This is a genomic window from Bradyrhizobium macuxiense, from assembly GCF_001542415.1.
GTDB classification, from domain to species: Bacteria; Pseudomonadota; Alphaproteobacteria; order Rhizobiales; family Xanthobacteraceae; genus Bradyrhizobium; species Bradyrhizobium macuxiense.
Window position 1 is genome coordinate 1 of sequence record NZ_LNCU01000129.1, and the last position, 20,672, is coordinate 20,672.

Genomic DNA, 20,672 nt, shown 5'->3' on the forward strand with positions numbered 1-20,672 from the left:
GTCCGCGGGAAACCACGAAAGCACCACGTGCCCGATGTCTTATCGATTGCGGCAGAACAAATGCTGGCCAGCGCCAAATGGAAAACCGTGAGTTGGCGCAGCGGGACGAAAGGTCGGCTGAAAGCTCGATTTGCTGCTCTTCGTGTCCGCACCGCCGACGGCCCTCCGCAGCGGATTTGGGATAAGGGTCAGCAGCATCTCCCGGGCGACGAAGCCTGGCTCATTGGCGAGCAACGTGCCTCAGGGGAGAAGAAATACTATCTCGCCAATCTCCCTGCGGCGACGGAACTGCGCACACTGGCCGCCACCATCAAGGCACGATGGATCTGCGAGCAGGCGCATCAGCAGTTGAAAGAGGAGCTTGGACTTGATCACTTCGAAGGGCGATCATGGCAAGGCCTTCATCGTCACGCTCTAATGACCATGATCGCCTACGCCTTCCTGCAACATCGTCGCCTCGCATAGTCGACGCTGCTACAGCCAATCTTCTGCTAACAGATCGCGCAGTGATCCTCGCCGCGGTCGACAGCATCTCGTCAAGAAGCCCCGTTAGCCGGTCATCGAGCGCTCGCCCTCTAGTCATCGAGCAAAGTCCGCGTGCCTACTGATCCCCTAAACAAGTCGGGCCCTTCTGGGAATGGATGAACTCCTTGCGTAGTGGGCGCAACGGTCTAGATGGCTGCTTCTTGTCCCCTACCTAACACTAACCCTTTGATCCCTTACCGGTTTCGATGTTGTCGAATTGCGCAACACGGTCCGACATTAGATGTAAGGGAATGCTGTGAGCCGGCGTCCCCCGTCCGCCCCGGCAGGGCCGGGCAATGCGCTGTTTCAAGGCTCGGTTCCATTAAAGCTTGGGTCCATTTCGGAGATTTGCTAGACTGCCCGGCGAGCTAACCGGGCAGATCGCAGATGGATGTGCCAGGACCAGAGCGCCGGCTCGCTGCGGTGCTCGCTGCTGACATGGTCGGCTATAGTCGGCTCATGGAGGCTGACGAGACGGGAACGCTCGCGCGCCTCAAGACCCATCGGATCGAGCTGATCGATCCAGCCATCACCAAGAACCGCGGCCGCATCATCAAGACCACCGGCGACGGGATGCTGGTCGAATTCCACAGCGTCGTCGATGCGGTCCTGTGCGCCGCCGAGGTGCAGCGCCGGATGGCGAAGCGCAATACCGACGTCGCGCCGGCGCGATGGATGCAGTTTCGCATCGGCATCAATCTTGGCGATGTGATCGTTGACGGCAACGACATCTTCGGAGACGGCGTCAATGTCGCGTCCCGTCTGGAAACGCTGGCCGAGCCCGGCGGGATCTGTGTTTCGGCCGCGGTCCGAGACCAGGTCGGAGATCGTCTGGACGATTTGAGCTTCGAGGATCTCGGCGATCAGACCGTCAAGAATATCGCTCGCCCGATCCGCGTCTTTCGCATCCGTCTTGAGCCGGATTCAAAAACCGTCCCAGCATATCCACGGGATACGGCACCGCCTTCGGTCGCCAGGAAACCCTCGATCGCGGTGCTGCCGCTCGTCAACATGAGCGGCGATCCCGAGCAGGAGTTCTTCGCCGACGGCCTCACCGAAGACATCATCACCGAGCTGTCGCGCTTCCACGATCTGCTCGTGATCTCGCGCAACTCGACCTTCGTGTACAAAGGCAAGGCCGTGAAGGTCCAGGACGTCGCGAAGGAGTTCGAGGTCGACTACGTGCTCGAGGGCAGCGTGCGAAAGTCGGGCGGCCGCATCCGCGTCACGGTGCAGCTGATCGACGCCGCGGCCGATCGTCACGTCTGGGCCGAGCGCTATGACCGCGAGCTTGCTGATATCTTCGCCATCCAGGACGAGATGACGCGCGCGATCGTGGCCACCCTGCCCGGCCGCGTCGAGGCGGCCGCCCATGACCGCGTCAAGCGCACGCGGACCGACAACATGGCAGCCTACGAATGCGTGCTGGCAGCCAAGGTCCTGCACCATCGCTCGGCGCGGGAAGACAATGCGGAAGCGCAGCTTCTGCTGGAGCGGGCGATTGTGCTCGATCCCAACTATGCTCACGCGCACGCCTGGCGGGCCTGCGTGCTCGGGCAGACCTGGGTCTATAATTGGTGCGCCGATCGCGACGCGACCTTCGCCGAGGTCGCCGCGGAGCTCGAGATCGCGCTCAAGCTCGACGACAACGACAGCGATGTTCACCGCATCCTCGCCGCGCTGAACCTCAATCGCGACGACCACGACAAGGCCGCCTTCCATCAGGAGCGCGCGCTCGCGCTCAATCCGAATTACGACCTCGTCGTCGTGCAGCAGGGCGAGCTCCTGACCTGGCTCGGGCGAGCGGAGGAGGGCATCGATTGGATCAAGCGGGCGATGCGCCTCAATCCGTACCACCCCGAACGCTTCTGGAGCCATCTCGGCCGGGCCTGCTATTGCGCCGAAAAATACGCCGATGCCGCCGACGCATTCTCGCGCATCACGCGGCCCGATCAGACCCATCACGCTTTCCTTGCGGCGACATTGGCGCAGATGGGCGACACGGTGGCGGCCGGCGCGCACGCGGCCGAGGTGCTCAAGCGCGAGCCGACGTTCTCGGTCGCCGGCCATCTGGCCACCCAGCATTACAAGCGCGAACGCGACCGCGCCCGCTACGAGGCCGGTCTGCTCAAGGCGGGGCTGCCGGCGTGAACCGGCTTGCCGCTGAAAGCGGGCTATCGGGGTTGGTGTCTAGAGCATGATCCGGAAAAGTGCGAAGCGGTTTTCCGAAAAGATCATGCTCAAACAAGAAGCTAAGGCGCGATGACGCTTCAACCTGATCTCATCGCGCTTTAGCGCAGCGAGGCGGTGTGCACGAACGACTGGGTCGCGAGGACGGCCGTCGCGGTGCCCGAGAAGTGGTCGCAGGTCATCCCCATCATCGGATCGTCCGAGAAGGTCATCGCGACCGACGTCTCCGGTTTGACGAAGTGAGCGCGCATCAGGCTCATGTCGGTGTCGCCGAGCACCGTGGTCAGCATGGCGTTGCTGGCGCTCGGTGCCAACATCACGACGCGCATCCAGGTGTCGTTGCCTTTGGCGGCCGAGATGCGGGCCGAGGTCATGATCACGCCCTGGCCCTGCGCACCCTTGGCGACGACGGTGTTGATCTCGGTGGCGGCAGCGGCGGCGTTGCGGGTCGGACGCACGCTGCGCGGGAGCGGCGCGGACGCTGCGACGATATTGGCGTGGTCAACCGGCGAGGACGTGGCCGGCGCATAGGCGAGCGCCTTGTTGAAATTTTCCGTCGCGCTGGCGGTCGCCTGCGGATCAGCGCCGCCGACGGCCTCGCGGGCCTTCAGCGCCGCGATCTGCTCCGGTGACGCCTGTTTCGGCGCGGTCGCATCACCCCAGAAGCCGCGGGCATTGATGATGTCGGCGGGCGACTGCGGCTTCGACGCGCTGTCGTCGGCGGCCACGACCTGCGGCTTGTCGATCTGGGCCTGGGCCAGGACCTGCGGCTTTTCCCTCGGCGTCGGCACGAGCTGCGCGTCGGCCGCGGCGAGCTGGATCGCGGCCATGATCTGCGGCTTGGCGCGCGGCATCGGAACGGGATCGACGGACTTCGGGGCAGCTGCGGCGATCACCGTGTTGGCCGCGGGCTTCTCGTTCACTGGTGCAGCAGCGTCGTCTTCGTCGTCATTCGACTTGCCGCCGCCGAACAGCTTGGCGAACAGGCTCGGCCTAGCGACGGTCGCGGCGTCGTCGCCATTGCCACGGCGCTCAATCTCGGCCTTGGCGAGTTCATATCCCTTCAGCGGCGTGCCGTCGCTCGGGATATGCACTGTGCGGCCATCCGGGAACACCCTGACCAGCTGGTCGTGCGTCATACGCGGCCAGTGTCGGATGTTGCCGGTGTCGAGATGGACGAACGGCGAACCCGAGGTCGGATAGAAGCCGACGCCGCCGCGCTGCAGGCGGAGGCCGGCGTAGCGGATCTGCTCCAGCGGCACGCCGGGGATGTAGAAGTCCATCGCATGCCCCAGCATGTGCTGGCTGTGGCGCGCAACGCCCGAAGAGCGGCGGCGGAGCATGGCGTTGGTGGAGGGGGAGCGGTAGGCGGAAACGATCTGGATCGGCTGCTTGCCGTCGACGTCGCGATAGACTTCCCAGAGGATGTCGAACAGGTGACGGTCCATCACCGTCTCATCCTGGTTGCGCCAGTCGCGCAGATAGTGATTGAGCTGCTTCAGCGCGGCTTCGTCATAGCGGCCGTTGCGCTTGAAGGTGACGGTGAGGTCTTCGTTGGAATGGGTGTGGTGGAAGGAGAGGGTGCGGGTCTCGTTCAGCGCGGTCGCGTCGTGAACCGACCCGGCTCCGGCAAGGAGCAACAGCGATGTTAGGCCGACTTGGTACCCGGCCTTAGGCAGCGACAGCGGAATGAAGCGGCGTGCGAAAACAGCCAGCACTATGAGCCCACCCAGTCGACGAGCGTTCGGTCGGCATCCTCGCAGACCCCCTGCGGAAGACGGTGAACGCTTTCTTAAAGCGGGAGGGTTAACCGAGGTTTACCGACCCGCCCCCAAGTTAGGCTTAACTAACTGATTGAGTGTGGCGAAAAATAGCCCGTTACCGCGTTTGAGGGCGGTAATGGTTAACATAAACGATCTCGTCTTTTCGACGAGATCGTTGATTTCACTTCAAAATTTACCCAAATCGACGCCAGCTGGGAATTAACGGGTATATACCCGGCGCTGCTGCTGGGCCTGGCCGCGGCGGACCGGCGGCGGCTCCGGCTGGCCGAATCCTCCGAACAGGCGCTCGAAGAAGTTCGGTCCGGAATTATTCCAGCCGCCGTTGGCACCCGCGACATTGACGCCGGCGGGCAGGCTGCTGCTCGGCGGCCGCGAGTAGCTCGGCTGCGCGTGCGCCACCACAGTCTCGAGATCCTTGCCGCGGTTGTTCTTGAGCAACGACAGCATGGTGGCGTCGCGCCCGTAGATGTCCTTGCGGAACTCCAGCTTGCCGGCGTCGTCCACGAACGCGGTCTGGTAGGTGATGTTCACCGGAATCGGCGTCGGGAATTTCAGGTCGACTTCACTCGAGCCGTACATGCTGCGGATCCGCTCCGGCGTGTAGTGCGCGTTCGGCTCAGTGATGTTGAGCAGGACGGACGCATACTGGTCCGGGTTCTGCACCCGCATGCAGCCGTGGCTGTAGGCGCGCTCCTGCTTGGCGAACAGGTACTTGTCCGGTGTGTCGTGCTGATAGACCAGGAACTTGTTCGGGAAGTTGAAGCGGATGCGGCCGAGCGCGTTGGCTTCACCGGGCGGCTGCGAGATGTGGATCGTGCCGTCGCGGTTGCGCTCGAGCTTGAGGCCCATGCGGTCGAGAACCGTCGGATCCTGCTGCAGGGCCGGCAGATACTCGTTGTAGATGATCGAGGGCGGCACATTCCAGGTCGGGTTGACCGTGATGTACTTCATCGTCTCGGTCAAAAGCGGCGTGGCATGCTGGCCGGGCTTGCCGGTCACGACGCGCGTGGACCAGACCTGCGCGCCGTTCTGCATCACCTTCAGCGTGTAGTCGGGGATGTTGAGGATGACATAGGCATTGCCGACATTGGCAGCGCCGAGCTGCCGCGGCAGCCAGCGCCAGCGCTCCATGTTGACGATCACGGTGTCGATCTGCCTGTCGCGCTTCGGGCTGTTCAGCGCCTTGACGGTGCGGTCGTCGAGAACGCCTGACGGCTTGAGGTCGACACTGCTCTGGAACTTTTGCACGGCCCTTGCGACCGTCGCATCATAGGTCGTGCTCTCGGGATTCTCTGAGATGCCGAGTTTGGTGCGCAGATCCGGCACGCGCGGATCGTCCATCTCCTCCGCCGCCTGCTTCTTGCCACGGGCGGCGACGTAACGCAGCGCCGGTCCCTCGGCGATCCGGACGACGGGGCCGTCGCCCTCGCCGCGCAACTCCGCGAGCTTCTTCTTCAGCTCCTTGTAGAGCTTGTGCTGCGGGTTGTAGCCGTCGAGCGCTGCGGACGCGTCCTTGGCCGAGGTCACATTCGAAAACACTTCCGCCGGATCGATCGGATGTTCGGGATAGAGGATATCCGCCGAAACCTGCGACCAGTGCATGCGGCCGCTCTGCGCCTGGCGCGCATAGTCCAGCATGCTGCCGGCGAGCTTCAGCTCGGCATCGGCCAGCGCGTCAGGCGAGGTCGCGGCGGCGAAATCCGGCACCGGATAGTCTTCCGGGTTGAGGCCGTCGGCGGCGGCATTCTTCAGGCGCGCGATGACCCCCTTGCCGGTCTCGGTCAGCTTGCCGGCCTGAGTGAAGACCGGGGCGTAGTCGCGGGCCGAATAGAACTTCTCGGCCGCCGCGTGTTCATTCTTGCGATCGAAGCTGCGCAGCGTCTTGCTGGCGAGCAGTTCGCGCAGCTTGTCGGCCACCGGTTGATCCTCGGCCGGGACGTTGCTCGCCGCCTTGGCGGGCTCGGTCGCCGGAGCGGCCGCAGTGGCGGGAGTCGGAGCTGCCGTCGGCGCAGTTGCCGTCGCGGGAGCCGGAGTGGCCGCAGGCGCCGTTGCGGTTTCGGTGGCCGGCGCAGCCGCCGGCGGCGCGACCGCAGTGTCTGTCTTCGGCGCATCGGCAGGCTTGCTGTCGGTTGCCGGCGTGGTGGCGACATCCGCGGGCTTCGACTCGGTGCTCGTCGCAGTTGCGCTCGGCTCGGCCGGCTTCACATCGACCGGTTTCGCGTCGACCGCCTTTGTATCGGTGGGCTTGGCGTCCGGCGCCTTGGTATCCGTCGCCTTGGTGTCCGTTACCTTGGCGTCGGCCGCCTTGGCATCGGTTGGCTGTGTATCGGTCGCCTTCGCGGCATCGGGCAGTGCGGCGGTCGTGTCCGTCTTGAAATCGCTGGCGGTCGGCGGCGGCACATTGGCCGGTTCGGGGCGCGGGATCGCAGCGTCGATCGCGAGTTCTGCGGGGCTGGAGCGTGACGTGTCCTGCGCGAAGGCCGAGGTCGCGGACACCGTGAGGAAGGTTGCCGCGACGGTCATCAGTACGCGGTCAAATCCCCGACGGTTGTTCGAACAGTCACGCATTGTCGCACCCCCCTGGGCGGAACTGCCGCCCGTAACGGACAGTTCAAGTCAGTGTTTGGTTTCACAGCTTGCGCGAAAGCGCCGGCCTTCTTGATCGACTCGCAACGCCTGCACGCAACTCAACGCAGACGATACATAGGCCCCTCTCATGCAGCCAGCGCCATGCGGGGCAACTCACGACAAACTGACCTCGAACAACCCTAGTTCGCTCGGGGCCCGGCATTGTTGCCACGCGGCCGGGTGTTTGTCTGTCACCGCGAGGCCACGGTTCAAAAGGTTCCCTTGATGCGGCCGATTCGCCGCGTCACATCACATCACACAACTCAATTGGCCTCGCCGGCGCGCGCGCCGGCCGCAGCCTCATCGAGCTTGCGATAGAGGGTCGACCGGCCGATTTTGAGGCGGCGTGCGACCTCCGACATCTGTCCGCGATAGTGCGAGATCGCGAAGCGAATGATCTCGTTTTCGAGGTCTTCCAAGGGGCGGACCTCGCCGGAGGCGTTGAGCATCGCAAGACCGCCCGCGACGGGAAGGGATGCGAGATGAGGTATTTCATTACCAGAATTCATTGCAGGCGCCGTTGACGGCGACACGATCAGCGGCTCGCCCTGCAAGGACTTGCCCTCCGGAACGGCATGCGCCGTCGCTTGCGGGAAGTCGGCGAGCCCAAGCTGGTCGCCGTCACTCATCACCACGGCGCGATACACCGTATTCTCGAGCTGGCGGATATTGCCGGGCCAGTCGAGCTGCGACAGATGCGCCATCGCCTCGCCGCTGATGCCGGTGATGTTGCGGTTCTCCTCGGCGCAGAAGCGCGCCAGGAAATGCCGCAGCAGGTGTGGAATGTCCTCACGCCGCTGCCGCAGCGCAGGAATCGTCAGCGGCAGCACATGCAGGCGATAGAACAGGTCTTCGCGGAATTGGCCGCCCTTCACGAGATCGAGCAGTCTGCGGTTGGTCGCCGAGATGATGCGGACGTCGACCTTGACCGGCTTGCGCCCGCCGACCGCCTCGACGGTGCCTTCCTGCAGCGCGCGCAGTAGCTTCACCTGCGTGGCCAGCGGCAGTTCGCCGACCTCGTCGAGAAACAGCGTGCCGCCATGGGCCTCGACGAACTTGCCCTGATGGCGTTCGGTGGCGCCGGTGAAGGCGCCCTTCTCGTGGCCGAACAGGATCGATTCGACGAGATTGTCCGGGATCGCGCCGCAGTTCACCGCGACGAACGGCTTCGACTTGCGCTCGCTGCTGCCGTGAATGGCGCGGGCGAACAATTCCTTGCCGACGCCGGATTCACCCTCGATCAGCACGGGAATGGTCGACGAGGCGGCCTTCTGCGCGGTGCGCAGCACGCCGGTCATGGCCTCGCTGCGGGTGATGATGTCGGAAAAGGTCAGCCGGCCCTCGCGGCTATGCCGGATGCGCTGCAATTCGCCTTTGAGCGCCGAGGCATTGAGCGCGTTGCGCAGCGAGACCTGCAGCCGTTCGAAGCCGACCGGCTTGACGACGAAATCCTGGGCACCGGCGCGCATGGCGGACACCACATTGTCGATGCCGCCATGCGCAGTCTGCACGATGACGGGGACGTTCAAACCAGCTTCACGAATCTTTGCGAGGACACCAAGGCCGTCCAGGCCGGGCATGACGAGGTCGAGCACCACGGCGTCGATCGGCCGCGTCTCGGATGCGGACAGTGCCGCTATCGCCGCGTCGCCGCTGTCGACGACGAGGGGCTCATAGCCGCACCTCTGCACCATGTTTTCAACCAAACGGCGCTGTACTGCGTCGTCATCGGCGATCAAAATGGTGGCAGCCATGGTTTTCCCCGCACGCTACGATTATCTGTCTCGAATCGGGGCACTGTCGCCGATGCCGATTAACGCACTCTTAAACGTTGCAATTCCGCTTTCATTCCCCTGCCGCCGCCGTCTTACCGACTGAAGTAAGGTTTCGAACAAGATGACCTCGCGCTCCAAATCTGCACCGAACAAGTCTGCTCCGAACAAGGCAGCACTCCGCAAAGAAGCCGCACTCCGCAAGACAACCACGCAACGCAGATCGGCCGCCACCGGGGCGGCGAAAAAGGCTGCAGGCAAACCGGCCAAGCTGCCGGAATGGAATCTGGCAGATCTCTACTCCGGTATCGACGCGCCGGAAGTCGCGCGCGACCTGGCGAAAATGGATGCAGATTGCGTCACGTTTGAGACCGACTACAAGGGCAAGCTTGCCGAAAATACCGCTCGCGAGGGCGGCGGCAAATGGCTGGCCGAGGCTGTCAGGCGCTACGAGGCGATCGACGATCTCGCCGGCCGGCTCGGCTCCTATGCCGGCCTTGTTCATGCCGGCGACAGCGTCGATCCCGCGATCTCGAAATTCTACGGCGACGTGTCCGAGCGGCTGACCGCTGCGTCGGTGCATCTCCTGTTCTTCTCGCTCGAGCTCAATCGCGTTGACGATGACGTGATCGAGCGCGCGATGGCCGAGCCCGAGCTCGGCCACTATCGGCCGTGGATCGAGGATCTGCGCAAGGACAAGCNAAGCCGTATCAGCTCGAGGATCGCGTCGAGCAGCTCTTTCACGAGAAGGCACAGAGCGGCTACGCAGCCTGGAACCGGCTGTTCGACCAGACCATCTCCAGCCTGCGCTTCAAGGTCGCGGGCAAGGAGATCGCGATCGAGCCGACGCTGAACCTGTTACAGGACAAGGCGGGTGACAAGCGCAAGGCAGCGGCGCAGGCGCTGGCAAAGACCTTCAAGGACAATGAGCGGACCTTCGCGCTGGTCACCAACACGCTGGCCAAGGACAAGGAGATCTCCGATCGCTGGCGCGGCTTCCCGGACGTCGCGGATTCCCGCCACCTCAACAACCGCGTTGAGCGCGAGGTGGTCGACGCGCTGGTCGCGTCCGTGCGTGCGGCCTATCCGAAGCTGTCGCACCGCTATTATGCGTTGAAGGCGGGCTGGTTCGGCAAGAAGAAGCTGCCACACTGGGACCGCAACGCGCCGCTGCCGTTCGCAGCCACTGGCACGATCGGCTGGCCCGAGGCGCGCAACATGGTGCTGTCGGCCTATCGCGGCTTCTCGCCCAGGATGGCCGAGATCGCAGAGCGCTTCTTCACCGATCGCTGGATCGATGCGCCGGTGCGGCCGGGCAAGGCGCCCGGCGCGTTCTCGCATCCGACCACGCCGTCGGCGCACCCTTACGTGCTGATGAACTATCAGGGCAAGCCGCGCGACGTGATGACGCTCGCGCACGAGCTCGGTCACGGCGTCCACCAGGTGCTGGCGGCGAAGAACGGTGCGCTGATGGCGCCGACGCCTCTGACGCTGGCCGAGACCGCAAGCGTGTTCGGCGAGATGCTGACCTTCAAGCGGCTGTTGTCCCAGACCAAGAACGCCAAGCAGCGCCAGGCGCTGCTTGCCGGCAAGGTCGAGGACATGATCAACACCGTGGTACGGCAGATCGCGTTCTATTCCTTCGAGCGCGCGGTGCACACCGAGCGCAAGAACGGCGAGCTCACCGCCGAGCGGATCGGCCAGCTCTGGCTCAGCGTGCAGGGAGAGAGCCTCGGGCCCGCGATCGAGATCAAGCCGGGCTATGATACGTTCTGGATGTACATCCCGCACTTCATCCATTCGCCGTTCTACGTCTATGCCTATGCGTTCGGTGATTGCCTCGTGAACTCGCTCTATGCGGTCTATGAGCACGCCTCCGAAGGCTTCGCCGAGCGTTATCTCGACATGCTCGCCGCCGGCGGCACCAAGCACTATTCCGAACTGCTCAAACCGTTCGGTCTGGACGCCAAGGATCCGAAATTCTGGGATGGCGGCCTGTCGGTGATTGCCGGGATGATCGACGAGCTCGAGGCGATGCGCTGAGGCCGATCTGCCCGATCGCCGCGCCGGGGGCCGGATCGCTGTCCGGCCCCGGGAAGGGCTATGTCAGCAGTTTAGCGCGGCGGACGGCAGGATTTTTCTGTCGCGCTTGCGATCGGGAGATAAATCCTGCCCGGTGGCGGTGAATTGCCGCTGGATCGGTTGCGCGCCGGCCTGGATTCGGGACAATCGGGCGTGCGCCGTTGCCCTGTCACCCCGATTGCGGTAATGGCTCGCGAGAAACAAATTTCTGACTGGGGACAAGGATGGCAGACCATAGCGAAGTGGCTTACACGACCGCTGACGGCAACGATTACGTCGCGCATGAGCAGACCTATGAGGGTTTCCTTATGCTGGTCAAATACGGCAGCATCACCGTTGCCATCATCCTCATCCTGATGGCCTATTTCCTGGTCTGATTCCCGATCGGCTGCGGCGCTGCCGGCCTCGGCGGCGCAGCATATTTCCTGTCCAACCCGGTGGCAAAAACCGGGTATCCAATCTGGCGAAAATAACGCTAGTTTGAAGACGCGCGCGCCGCTTGCGCGGCCGGAGGGCCCATGAAGATTGCCGTTGCCAAGGAAATTGATCCGTCCGAGCCGCGGGTTGCGGTTTCGCCCGATACCATCAAGAAATTCAAGGCGCTCGGCGCCGAGATCGCGATCGAGCCGGGCGCGGGTATCAAGTCGGGCCTGCCCGATTCGGAATTCACCGCGGCCGGCGCCACCGTCAGCGCCGATGCGGTCAAGGACGCGGATATCGTCATCAAGGTGAAGCGCCCCGAGGCCTCCGAACTGCCCAAATACAAGCGCGGCGCGCTCGTCATCGCGATCATGGACCCCTACGGCAACGAGGCCGCGCTGAAGACGATCGCCGACGCCGGCGTTGCGGCCTTCGCGATGGAACTGATGCCGCGCATCACCCGCGCGCAGGTGATGGACGTGCTGTCCTCCCAGGCCAACCTCGCGGGCTACCGCGCGGTGATCGAGGGCGCCGAAGCCTTCGGCCGCGCCTTCCCGATGATGATGACGGCGGCCGGCACGGTTCCGGCGGCAAAGGTGTTCGTGATGGGTGTCGGCGTCGCCGGTCTGCAGGCGATTGCGACCGCGCGCCGGCTCGGTGCCATCGTCACCGCGACCGACGTGCGGCCCGCCACCAAGGAGCAGGTGGAATCGCTGGGTGCGAAATTCCTCGCGGTCGAGGACGAGGAGTTCAAGAACGCGCAGACCGCGGGCGGCTACGCCAAGGAAATGTCCAAGGAGTACCAGGCCAAGCAGGCCGCGCTGACCGCCGAGCACATCAAGAAGCAGGACGTCGTCATCACGACCGCGCTGATTCCCGGCCGCCCCGCACCGAAACTGATCTCCAGCGAGATGGTGAAGTCGATGAAGCCGGGTTCGGTGCTGGTCGATCTCGCGGTCGAACGCGGCGGCAATGTCGAGGGCGCCAAGGCCGGCGAGGTCGTCGACGTCGATGGCATCAAGATCGTCGGCTACACCAATGTTGCCGGCCGCGTCGCGGCCTCGGCGTCCGGGCTCTACGCGCGCAATCTGTTCTCGTTCATCGAGACGATGGTTGACAAGGCCAACAAGACGCTCGCGGTCAATTGGGACGACGAACTGGTGAAGGCCACCGCGCTGACGAAAGACGGCGCCGTCATCCATCCCAACTTCCAGCCGAAATAAGGAGACCAGCCATGGAGCATATCGCGCAGGCCGTCGACCCCTTCGTGTTCCGGCTGTCGATTTTCGTCCTCGCCGTGTTCGTCGGCTACTTCGTCGTGTGGTCGGTGACCCCGGCACTGCATACGCCGCTGATGAGCGTGACCAATGCGATCTCGTCGGTGATCGTGGTCGGAGCGCTGCTCGCGGTCGGCGTCGGCATGATCTCGAGCGGCTCGGGCTGGGCCCGCGGCTTCGGTTTCGTAGCGCTGATATTTGCCTGCATCAATATTTTCGGGGGCTTCCTCGTCACCCAGCGCATGCTGGCGATGTACAAGAAGAAGTCGAAGTAAGCGCAAACACCTCGGGATGATGAGGACATTGGGGGACCTGAGATGAGCGCCAATCTCTCTGCACTATTGTATCTTGTGGCAGGCGTGCTGTTCATCCTGTCGCTGCGCGGCCTGTCGAGCCCGGCCAGCTCGCGACGGGGCAATCTGCTCGGCATGATCGGCATGGCGATTGCGGTCGGCATCACGCTCGCGAGCCACCCGCCGGCCGACGGCGTCGCCTGGCTGCTCGTCATCCTCGCGGTCGCGATCGGCGGCAGCATCGGCGCGGTGATCGCGCGCCGGGTGCCGATGACCTCTATGCCCGAGCTCGTCGCCGCCTTCCACTCGCTGGTCGGCATGGCCGCGGTGCTGGTCGCCGCGGGCGCGTTCTATGCGCCGGAGGCCTTCGACATCGGCTCGCCCGGCAACATCCATCCGCAGAGCCTCGTCGAGATGTCGCTCGGCGTCGCGATCGGCGCGCTGACTTTCACCGGTTCGGTGATCGCGTTCCTGAAGCTCTCGGCCCGGATGAGCGGCGCACCGATCATCCTGCCGTTCCGGCATGTCATCAACATCGTGCTCGCTCTGGCGCTGGTGTTCTTCATCGTCGGGCTCGTGATGTCGGGCAGCGCGTTCGACTTCTGGTTGATTGTTATCCTTGCGCTGGCGCTCGGCGTGCTGATGATCATCCCGATCGGCGGCGCCGACATGCCGGTCGTGATCTCGATGCTGAACTCGTACTCGGGCTGGGCGGCCGCCGGCATCGGCTTCACGCTCGGCAACTCCGCGCTGATCATCACCGGTGCACTGGTCGGCTCTTCCGGTGCGATCCTGTCCTACATCATGTGCCACGCGATGAACCGCTCGTTCATTTCGGTCATCCTCGGCGGCTTCGGCGGCGAGACGGCAGCGGCCGGCGGCGGCAGCGGCGAGCAGAAGCCGGCCAAGCTCGGCTCGGCCGACGATGCAGCCTTCATCATGAAGAACGCCTCCAAGGTCATCATCGTGCCCGGCTACGGCATGGCGGTGGCGCAGGCCCAGCACGCGCTGCGTGAAATGGCCGACCTCCTGAAGAAGGAAGGCGTCGAGGTGAAATACGCCATTCACCCGGTCGCCGGCCGCATGCCCGGCCATATGAATGTGCTGCTCGCCGAAGCCAACGTGCCCTATGACGAGGTGTTCGAACTCGAGGACATCAACTCGGAATTCGCCCAGGCCGATGTCGCCTTCGTGATCGGCGCCAACGACGTCACCAACCCGGCCGCGGAAGAGGACAAGACCTCGCCGATCTACGGCATGCCGGTGCTGCAGGTCTGGAAGGCGGGCACCGTGATGTTCATCAAGCGCTCGCTCGCCTCGGGCTATGCCGGCATCGACAACCCGCTGTTCTACCGCGACAACACCATGATGTTGCTCGGCGACGCCAAGAAGGTCACCGAGAGCATCGTCAAGGCGATGTAGGCCGCCTGCCGATGGCCCTGAACAGGGAGTGGCATCGACAAAATCGCATGCCGCCCCGGGCCACGCGCGAGCAGCGGATCAAATGGCACGCGGCGCATGCGATCGCTTGCGCGTGCCGAGCCATTCCCGACAGCATCAGGCCTGACGTCGAGAAGCTGCTCAAGCTCCGGCGCAGGACGTCGTAGTGGCCATCGGGATGGCGCTGGTCATCACAATCGTCAAATGGCTGCTGATCGCCGCTGTTGTCGCCTATCTCGGCGGGCTCGGCGTGCTGTTCGTCAAGCAGCGCGACATGCTATTTCCGATTCCGCCGGTAGGGCGGACCGCACCGGCTGCTGCGGGACTTCCTGAAGCCGAGGAACATGTCCTGACCACCGCCGACGGCGAGAAGGTCATCATCTGGCACGTGCCGGCGAAGCCGGGCCGGCCCGTCGTCCTGTTCTTTCCCGGCAACGGGGACTTCCTGGCCGGCCGCGTGGCGCGCTTCAAGGGCATCACGGCGGACGGCACCGGGCTGATCGCGCTCTCCTACCGGGGCTACGCCGGCTCGAGCGGAGCGCCGAGCGAGCGCGGATTGCTGCTGGATGCGGAGGCCGCCTATGCATTCGCCACCGCACGCTACAGCCCGGAGCAGGTCGTGGCCTGGGGCTTCTCGCTCGGGACCGGCGTGGCGGTCGCGGTCGCCGCCGAGCATCCCATCGGCAAGTTGATCCTCGAGGCGCCCTATACCTCGACGGCGGATATCGCCGGCGCGATGTTCCGCTTCGTGCCGATCAGCCTGTTGATGCGGGATCAGTTCCATTCCGACCGGCGCATCGTCAACGTCACCGTGCCGCTCCTGATCATGCATGGCACCGATGATCCGGTGATCCCGATCCGCTTCGGCGAGCGGCTGTTCGGCCTTGCGCATGAGCCCAAGCAGTTCGTGCGCTTCCCGGGCGGCGGCCACGACAATCTCGATGATTTCGGTGCGATCGGGACCGCGCGGCACTTTATCAACGGCGCAAGAGGCTGACGGCGGCGATTGTCTGTCGCATAATCGGGCCAGTCGAATTGAGGGGGCTGACGACATGAGCGCACACGGACCGATGCCGCGGTCGGCCTGGCTGTTTCCCGTTCTGGCGGTGCTGCTGTTTGCCGCGGTCACGGCCTCGGGCTACGTCTTCGCACCGTCAGCCGGGGGATGGCTGTTCGCGGCCGTGCTGCTCGTCATTCTGTTCGGCACGGTGTTCGCGGCGGTCCATCATGCCGAGATGATCGCCGAGCGGATCGGCGAGCCATATGGCACGCTGCTCCTGACGCTTGCCGTGACCGTGATCGAGGTGGCGCTGATCTCGACCATCATGCTGGGCGACACGCCGGCTCCGACGCTGGCGCGCGACACCGTCTTCGCCGTGGTGATGATCGTCTGCAACGGCCTGGTCGGGCTGTGCATCTTTATCGGCGGTATCAGGTATCGCGAACAGGATTTCCAGATCACCGGCGCGAACCTTTATCTCAGCGTGCTGTTCGTGCTCGCGACCATCACGCTCGATATGCCGAACTTCACGCTGACCGCGCCCGGGCCGGTCTATTCCACAGCCCAACTCGCCGTCGTGAGCATCGTCACGGTGCTGCTCTATGCGGTGTTCCTCTATACCCAGATGATCCGCCATCGCGACTATTTCGTCAGCGGCGCCAACGACGCTGCCGCGCATGGCGAGATGATCTCGGACCGCATGCTGGCGATCAGCATCGCGCTTCTGCTGGTGGCGCTGCTGGCGGTGGTGCTGTTGGCCAAGAAATTCTCCATCGTGGTCGACGTCGTCACCGCGAAGATCGGCGCGCCGCCGGCCTTTGCCGGTGTCGTGGTCGCGCTGCTGATCCTGCTGCCGGAGAGCGTCGCCGCGGTATCGGCGGCACGTAAGAACGACCTGCAGAAAAGCATCAATCTCGCGCTCGGCTCGTCGATTGCGACGATCGGCCTCACCGTTCCCGCTGTTGCTGTCGCGGCCTATATGCTTGACAAAGAGCTCGTGCTCGGGCTCAGCAACCAGCATATGCTGATCCTGTTGCTCACGTTCATGGTCAGCATGCTCACCTTCGGCACCGGGCGCACCAACATCCTGTTCGGGCTCGTGCACATGGTGGTGTTCGCCGTGTTCGTGTTCATGGTCTTCGTGCCGTAACGCCCGCCTGACGAAAATGAGATATCTGCCGGCTGCGGCCCTGCTGATCGTGCTGTTTCCGCAAGCCGCCGATGCCGCCACGCTCGACGGCGCGGCGATGCGATGGCCGTTTGCGCTGCCCTTCGTCGGTCTGTTGCTCTCGATCGCGGTGGGACCGCTGCTGTTCCCGAAGGTCTGGCATCACCATTACGGAAAGATAGCGGCCGGATGGGCATTCGTGACGCTGGCATCGGTCTGGTGGTTTGCAGGCGGCGCAGTGACGCTGGCTGCCGTCGTTCACGCCCTGCTTGGCGAGTATCTGAGCTTCATTCTGCTGCTGTTTTCGCTCTACACCGTTGCGGGCGGTATCGTCGTGAGCGGCGATATCAGGGGAACGCCGCTGAGCAATACAATCATCCTGGCGCTGGGCACGGTGATGGCGAGCGTCGTCGGCACGACGGGCGCAAGCATGATCCTGGTCCGGCCCTTGATCCGTGCAAACCTTGCGCGGCCTCACAACTGGCACGTGGTGATTTTCTTCATCATTCTCGTGGCCAATGTTGGCGGTGCCTTGAGCCCGTTGGGTGATCCGCCGCTGTTCGTGGGCTTTCTCAACGGCGTCGATTTCTTCTGGCCCGCCCAGAATCTCTGGCTGCAGACGCTGATCGTGGCCGGCTCATTGCTCGCGATCTTCGTCGTTGTCGACATTTGGCTCTTTCGCGGCGAACCAGCCGCTCCGGTCCAATTCGCCGCTCCTATCGGACTTCGCGGACTGCTCAATGTCCCGCTGATCGCCGCGATCGTGGGCTGCATCCTGCTGTCAGCGAGCTGGAGGCCGGGAATCGCCGTGGACATCATGGGGACCCACCTGGAACTGCAGAATCTGGTGCGCGACGCCATGCTGATCGTGATCGCGCTGCTGTCGCTGTGGCTCACGCACGAGGAGCACCGCGAGGCCAACGGATTCACCTGGGACCCCATCCGCGAGGTCGCGAAATTGTTTGCTGCGATTTTCGTCGCCATCATCCCGGTGGTGGCCATGCTTAAGGCCGGCAGGGATGGCTCGTTTGCGTGGCTGCTATCGGCGGTGACCGATCCGAACGGCGATCCCAAGGAGGTGGCCTATTTCTGGTACACCGGCCTGATGTCGGCATTCCTCGACAATGCGCCGACCTATCTGCTGTTTTTCAAGCTGGCCGGAGGGAATCCGGATGTGCTGATGAACGCGCTATCCGGCACGCTGGCATCGATTTCGATGGGGGCCGTGTACATGGGAGCCCTGACCTATATCGGGAACGCGCCGAACTTCATGATTGCCGCAATCGCTGAGGAACGCGGGATCAAGATGCCGAGCTTCTTCGGCTATCTCTTAATCGCCTCCGGCATTCTCGTTCCGCTGTTTCTGCTCTTGACCTTCCTTCCGATAGCCCCTGTTCTCCGTTGACGCCGGATCCCGTATCCGCGCGCCAGACATCGAGCCAAGTTGGAGAAAAGATCATGCTCAGTGCTGCATCGGACGTTCAGGTCGACACGCCGGAGGTGCGGGTCACCGAATGGCGGCTGGCGCCGGGCAGCGCCACCGGTCCCCACACCCACGAGATGGACTATGTCATCGTGCCGATCACCGCTGGCGAGATGACGATCGTGGCTCCGAATGGAGATCGTTCAAAGGCCCAGCTCGGTGTCGGCAAGTCCTACTTCCGCAAGGCCGGTGTCCAGCACGATGTGCTCAACGAGACGGCCAGTGAGATCGTGTTTCTCGAGGTTGAATTGAAGCCCTGACGCCGACGCAGCGGGAGATGGCGGAACTGCAAGAAATGAATGAGAGATTCTGCGCGCCGGGTGTGGAAATTCATCTTCTGTTAAGGGCCGCACGATGATCTGAAGGCCGGTTGCGGCCCGCGATTTTGTGAGCGGAGTCGCCTCCAGCTGAAACCGACGTGACACTAAAGGTGACGGCGGAACGGGCGTTTGCCACCGATCCGTCGCAGTTGATCCCTCAATGTGCCTCAAAGTTCCAGCATGAAATCCGGGGCGGGGAGTGGCAGGCCATGCTGAGTTACTTGAAGAAATTTGCGATGGACATCTTTCCCTCGGTGGCGGCGACCATCATCGGGGCGTACATCGTTAACCACTACATCGTCGCCAAGCCGCAAGCGCCCGTAACCGCAGCCGTGACGGCCACCACCGCTCCTGCCACTGTGACCCCCGCTGCAGTCAAGCCCGCCGAGAAGCCTGCCGTCGCCAGCAGCCTCCCCGAACCTGGCGTGAAGGCCAAGGGCATCTCCGAGAAGGGGATCGCTTCCGATAAGCCTGCCGCAGAGAAATCCGCTGATCTGAAGGCGGCTGATTCGCCGGCCGATACCGCAAGCATTCCCGCCGAGACGCGCCATCACCCCGCGGCACCGAAGGCCGTGGCGAAGCTCGCGCCGGCAGCCCCTGCGGTTGAAGCTGCGGTCGCGCCCGAAGAGGGCCGCGACGCCAACGATCTCGCCCGTGCGGCGATCGAGCGGTTGCGCAAGGAGAGCCCGCAGCGTTCGCAGGATGCCGTTCGCCAGGAGACGCGTCCGACCGATGTCGCCCGGCTGCCGGAGGCGCAGCGTCCCGTGGCGGGGCCATCGATCCGGCCCCTGCCGCCGCCGATCATGGTGTCCAACCCGACCGATCAGAGCGTCGATCAGTCGTCGCAGCCGCGGGCGCCTTATGCGGCCGATAATCCCGATCCGGATCGCCTGACGCCGCCGGCCGACATTCCGGTCATGCGTCCGCCGCTCGATCTGCGCGCCGAGGCGTCCGGACCGCCCCCGAAGGATCCGAACGATCACAAGTCGATGGCCGACGACATGCTGTCCGCCACCAAGTCGGTGTTTCACGCCTTCCTGCCGAAGTAAGCCGACTCTCCGGACTGTTGTCGCGACGCCTCTTCTTCCCGCGAACGGGCGTTCACCCCGCCCGAAAACGCTCTAGCCGCCGGTACGCGCCAGGCCGCTGCGCGCGGTCTCGTCCTTGGGGCGCAGCGCGAGCGCGTGGTTGTAGGACGCCGCCGCCTTGGCCTTCTCTCCAAGCCGCTCATAGACCTGTCCGCGGACACTCCATGCCGCCGGATTGTTCGGATCGGCCTGGACGGCCTCGTCGACGTCCGCGGCCGCCTGCTTGGCCTTGTCGAGCGCGAGGTAGCTCATGGCACGGCCGAGCAGGGGAGCAGCCTTCTGCGGTGACAGGCCGCTGGCCGCCGTGAAATCCTCGATCGCCTGCTGATGCTGGCTCTGCCCTTGATAGATCAGGCCGCGGCCATAGAGGGCCTGAACGTTGTAGGGATCGGCTGCCAGCGCCTGCTCGAACTCCGCGAGCGCTTCATCGGTCTTGCCGGATTGCGCCAGCGCCTGACCGCGCGTCGCATGATCCTTGGCGTCGCTGATATTCTGCGCCGTGATCGTGTCGGCCGGCTTCTCGGCGGTGGCCGACGGCTTTGATTTGTCGTCCGAGCCCCATGATCCGAGGTCGAAGGAGCAGCCCCCGAGCGGGAGGCCGACAACGACGACAAGGGCGATGAATTGCGACGCGCGAGGGCGGCGCGCAGGTCCGGAACAGGGGCGGGGCGCCGGAACAACCATTATGCAAAATGCTCTCGCAGGTGATTTTGCATTGGTACCCCGGAATACCGCCTGCTTCAAAACAACAACGCGGGCTCGAGGCCCGCGCTGCTAGACTTCCAGATCGGTAAAACGGTTCAGCGGGGTCCGCGACCCGCGCCTGCGCCGCTACGGCCACCAGCGCCGCGGTCGCCGCCGGGACCGGCACCGAACACCGGCTTCGGCTTCATCGGCAGCAGGCCCTCACGCTGCAGCTTCTTGCGCGCCAGCTTGCGAGCGCGGCGGACGGCTTCGGCCTTTTCGCGGGCCTTCTTCTCGGACGGCTTTTCGTAGTGACCGCGGAGCTTCATCTCGCGGAAAATGCCCTCGCGCTGCATCTTCTTCTTCAGCGCCTTGAGAGCCTGGTCAACATTGTTATCGCGGACGAGAACCTGCACGCGGCATCCTCTTTTGAATTGATCGGTTCGGAATTCTGGCAAGATCGAAGGGGCGGCAAAAGGCCTGCCTCTTAACCCTAGGCGGGCGCATGTATCAGACAA

16 protein-coding genes and 2 pseudogenes are annotated in these 20,672 nt (G+C 64.1%); 13 read left to right on the forward strand and 5 right to left on the reverse strand.

Annotated features, from left to right (window positions below; translation table 11 throughout):
* Window positions 1–465 (forward strand): transposase (locus tag AS156_RS39140; RefSeq protein WP_430641845.1); only part of this gene is annotated, 465 nt, incomplete at its 5' end.
* Between the two features lie 447 nt (window positions 466–912).
* Complete coding sequence (locus tag AS156_RS39145; protein WP_066515875.1) at window positions 913–2,676, forward strand: adenylate/guanylate cyclase domain-containing protein; 1,764 nt, start codon at window positions 913–915, stop codon at window positions 2,674–2,676.
* Window positions 2,677–2,816: 140 nt separating this feature from the next.
* Here the strand turns inward: AS156_RS39145 and AS156_RS39150 are convergent, their stop codons facing one another.
* The 3 genes from AS156_RS39150 to AS156_RS39160 all read right to left on the reverse strand — a co-directional run bounded on the left by AS156_RS39150 (window position 2,817) and on the right by AS156_RS39160 (window position 8,881).
* Window positions 2,817–4,433, reverse strand: coding sequence for a peptidoglycan L,D-endopeptidase MepK (locus tag AS156_RS39150; protein WP_066515877.1), 1,617 nt, complete (start codon window positions 4,431–4,433; stop codon window positions 2,817–2,819).
* A 264-nt stretch (window positions 4,434–4,697) separates the two neighbouring features.
* The gene (locus AS156_RS39155; protein WP_066515879.1) at window positions 4,698–7,067 is read right to left on the reverse strand and encodes a L,D-transpeptidase scaffold domain-containing protein; all 2,370 of its coding nucleotides are present in this window, start codon (window positions 7,065–7,067) and stop codon (window positions 4,698–4,700) included.
* A 323-nt stretch (window positions 7,068–7,390) separates the two neighbouring features.
* A complete protein-coding gene (locus tag AS156_RS39160; protein WP_066515881.1) occupies window positions 7,391–8,881 on the reverse strand; it encodes a sigma-54-dependent transcriptional regulator in 1,491 nt (496 codons plus the stop codon).
* A 142-nt stretch (window positions 8,882–9,023) separates the two neighbouring features.
* On the opposite strand from AS156_RS39160, the pseudogene AS156_RS45500 reads away from it, so the two are divergent.
* The 11 genes and pseudogenes from AS156_RS45500 to AS156_RS39210 form a co-directional block, all read left to right on the forward strand.
* A pseudogene (locus AS156_RS45500) lies at window positions 9,024–9,600 on the forward strand (M3 family oligoendopeptidase); the annotation flags it as partial.
* Window position 9,601: 1 nt separating this feature from the next.
* Window positions 9,602–10,942 (forward strand): annotated as a pseudogene (locus AS156_RS39165) (M3 family oligoendopeptidase); the annotation flags it as partial.
* Between the two features lie 263 nt (window positions 10,943–11,205).
* Entirely contained in the window at window positions 11,206–11,358 is a 153-nt protein-coding gene (locus AS156_RS39170; RefSeq protein WP_066515884.1) for an aa3-type cytochrome c oxidase subunit IV, read from the forward strand.
* Between the two features lie 141 nt (window positions 11,359–11,499).
* A complete protein-coding gene (locus tag AS156_RS39175; protein WP_066515887.1) occupies window positions 11,500–12,624 on the forward strand; it encodes a Re/Si-specific NAD(P)(+) transhydrogenase subunit alpha in 1,125 nt (374 codons plus the stop codon).
* Between the two features lie 11 nt (window positions 12,625–12,635).
* Complete coding sequence (locus AS156_RS39180) at window positions 12,636–12,953, forward strand: proton-translocating transhydrogenase family protein (protein WP_066515889.1); 318 nt, start codon at window positions 12,636–12,638, stop codon at window positions 12,951–12,953.
* 42 nt (window positions 12,954–12,995) lie between these two features.
* On the forward strand, window positions 12,996–14,393 hold the full coding sequence (locus tag AS156_RS39185) for an NAD(P)(+) transhydrogenase (Re/Si-specific) subunit beta (RefSeq protein WP_066515890.1): 1,398 nt from the start codon (window positions 12,996–12,998) through the stop codon (window positions 14,391–14,393).
* Between the two features lie 208 nt (window positions 14,394–14,601).
* Window positions 14,602–15,408, forward strand: coding sequence for an alpha/beta hydrolase (locus AS156_RS39190; protein WP_066515950.1), 807 nt, complete (start codon window positions 14,602–14,604; stop codon window positions 15,406–15,408).
* Between the two features lie 55 nt (window positions 15,409–15,463).
* Window positions 15,464–16,561 (forward strand): calcium:cation antiporter, encoded by a 1,098-nt coding sequence (locus tag AS156_RS39195; RefSeq protein WP_066515891.1) that lies wholly within the window; start codon window positions 15,464–15,466, stop codon window positions 16,559–16,561.
* A gap of 16 nt (window positions 16,562–16,577) precedes the next feature.
* Entirely contained in the window at window positions 16,578–17,984 is a 1,407-nt protein-coding gene (locus AS156_RS39200; protein WP_245313260.1) for a sodium:proton antiporter, read from the forward strand.
* Window positions 17,985–18,037: 53 nt separating this feature from the next.
* Window positions 18,038–18,322, forward strand: a complete 285-nt coding sequence (locus AS156_RS39205; protein WP_066515892.1) for a cupin domain-containing protein — start codon at window positions 18,038–18,040, stop codon at window positions 18,320–18,322.
* A gap of 269 nt (window positions 18,323–18,591) precedes the next feature.
* The gene (locus AS156_RS39210) at window positions 18,592–19,431 is read left to right on the forward strand and encodes a hypothetical protein (RefSeq protein WP_066515893.1); all 840 of its coding nucleotides are present in this window, start codon (window positions 18,592–18,594) and stop codon (window positions 19,429–19,431) included.
* Window positions 19,432–19,503: 72 nt separating this feature from the next.
* On the opposite strand, the gene AS156_RS39215 is transcribed toward AS156_RS39210, so the two are convergent.
* Window positions 19,504–20,154, reverse strand: coding sequence for a tetratricopeptide repeat protein (locus tag AS156_RS39215; RefSeq protein WP_066515895.1), 651 nt, complete (start codon window positions 20,152–20,154; stop codon window positions 19,504–19,506).
* A gap of 116 nt (window positions 20,155–20,270) precedes the next feature.
* The gene (gene rpsU, locus AS156_RS39220; protein ID WP_066515896.1) at window positions 20,271–20,570 is read right to left on the reverse strand and encodes a 30S ribosomal protein S21; all 300 of its coding nucleotides are present in this window, start codon (window positions 20,568–20,570) and stop codon (window positions 20,271–20,273) included.
* Between the last annotated feature and the right edge of the window lie 102 nt (window positions 20,571–20,672).

Excerpts from the sequence above, each read along its gene's own strand:
- AS156_RS39145 (WP_066515875.1), top strand. The coding sequence starts at position 913 with ATGGATGTGCCAGGACCAGAGCGCCGGCTCGCTGCGGTGCTCGCTGCT.
- AS156_RS39155 (WP_066515879.1), bottom strand. The coding sequence starts at position 7,067 with ATGCGTGACTGTTCGAACAACCGTCGGGGATTTGACCGCGTACTGATG.
- AS156_RS39160 (WP_066515881.1), bottom strand. The coding sequence starts at position 8,881 with ATGGCTGCCACCATTTTGATCGCCGATGACGACGCAGTACAGCGCCGT.
- AS156_RS39170 (WP_066515884.1), top strand. The coding sequence starts at position 11,206 with ATGGCAGACCATAGCGAAGTGGCTTACACGACCGCTGACGGCAACGAT.
- AS156_RS39175 (WP_066515887.1), top strand. The coding sequence starts at position 11,500 with ATGAAGATTGCCGTTGCCAAGGAAATTGATCCGTCCGAGCCGCGGGTT.
- AS156_RS39180 (WP_066515889.1), top strand. The coding sequence starts at position 12,636 with ATGGAGCATATCGCGCAGGCCGTCGACCCCTTCGTGTTCCGGCTGTCG.
- AS156_RS39185 (WP_066515890.1), top strand. The coding sequence starts at position 12,996 with ATGAGCGCCAATCTCTCTGCACTATTGTATCTTGTGGCAGGCGTGCTG.
- AS156_RS39195 (WP_066515891.1), top strand. The coding sequence starts at position 15,464 with ATGAGCGCACACGGACCGATGCCGCGGTCGGCCTGGCTGTTTCCCGTT.
- AS156_RS39200 (WP_245313260.1), top strand. The coding sequence starts at position 16,578 with ATGAGATATCTGCCGGCTGCGGCCCTGCTGATCGTGCTGTTTCCGCAA.
- AS156_RS39205 (WP_066515892.1), top strand. The coding sequence starts at position 18,038 with ATGCTCAGTGCTGCATCGGACGTTCAGGTCGACACGCCGGAGGTGCGG.
- AS156_RS39210 (WP_066515893.1), top strand. The coding sequence starts at position 18,592 with ATGCTGAGTTACTTGAAGAAATTTGCGATGGACATCTTTCCCTCGGTG.
- AS156_RS39215 (WP_066515895.1), bottom strand. The coding sequence starts at position 20,154 with ATGGTTGTTCCGGCGCCCCGCCCCTGTTCCGGACCTGCGCGCCGCCCT.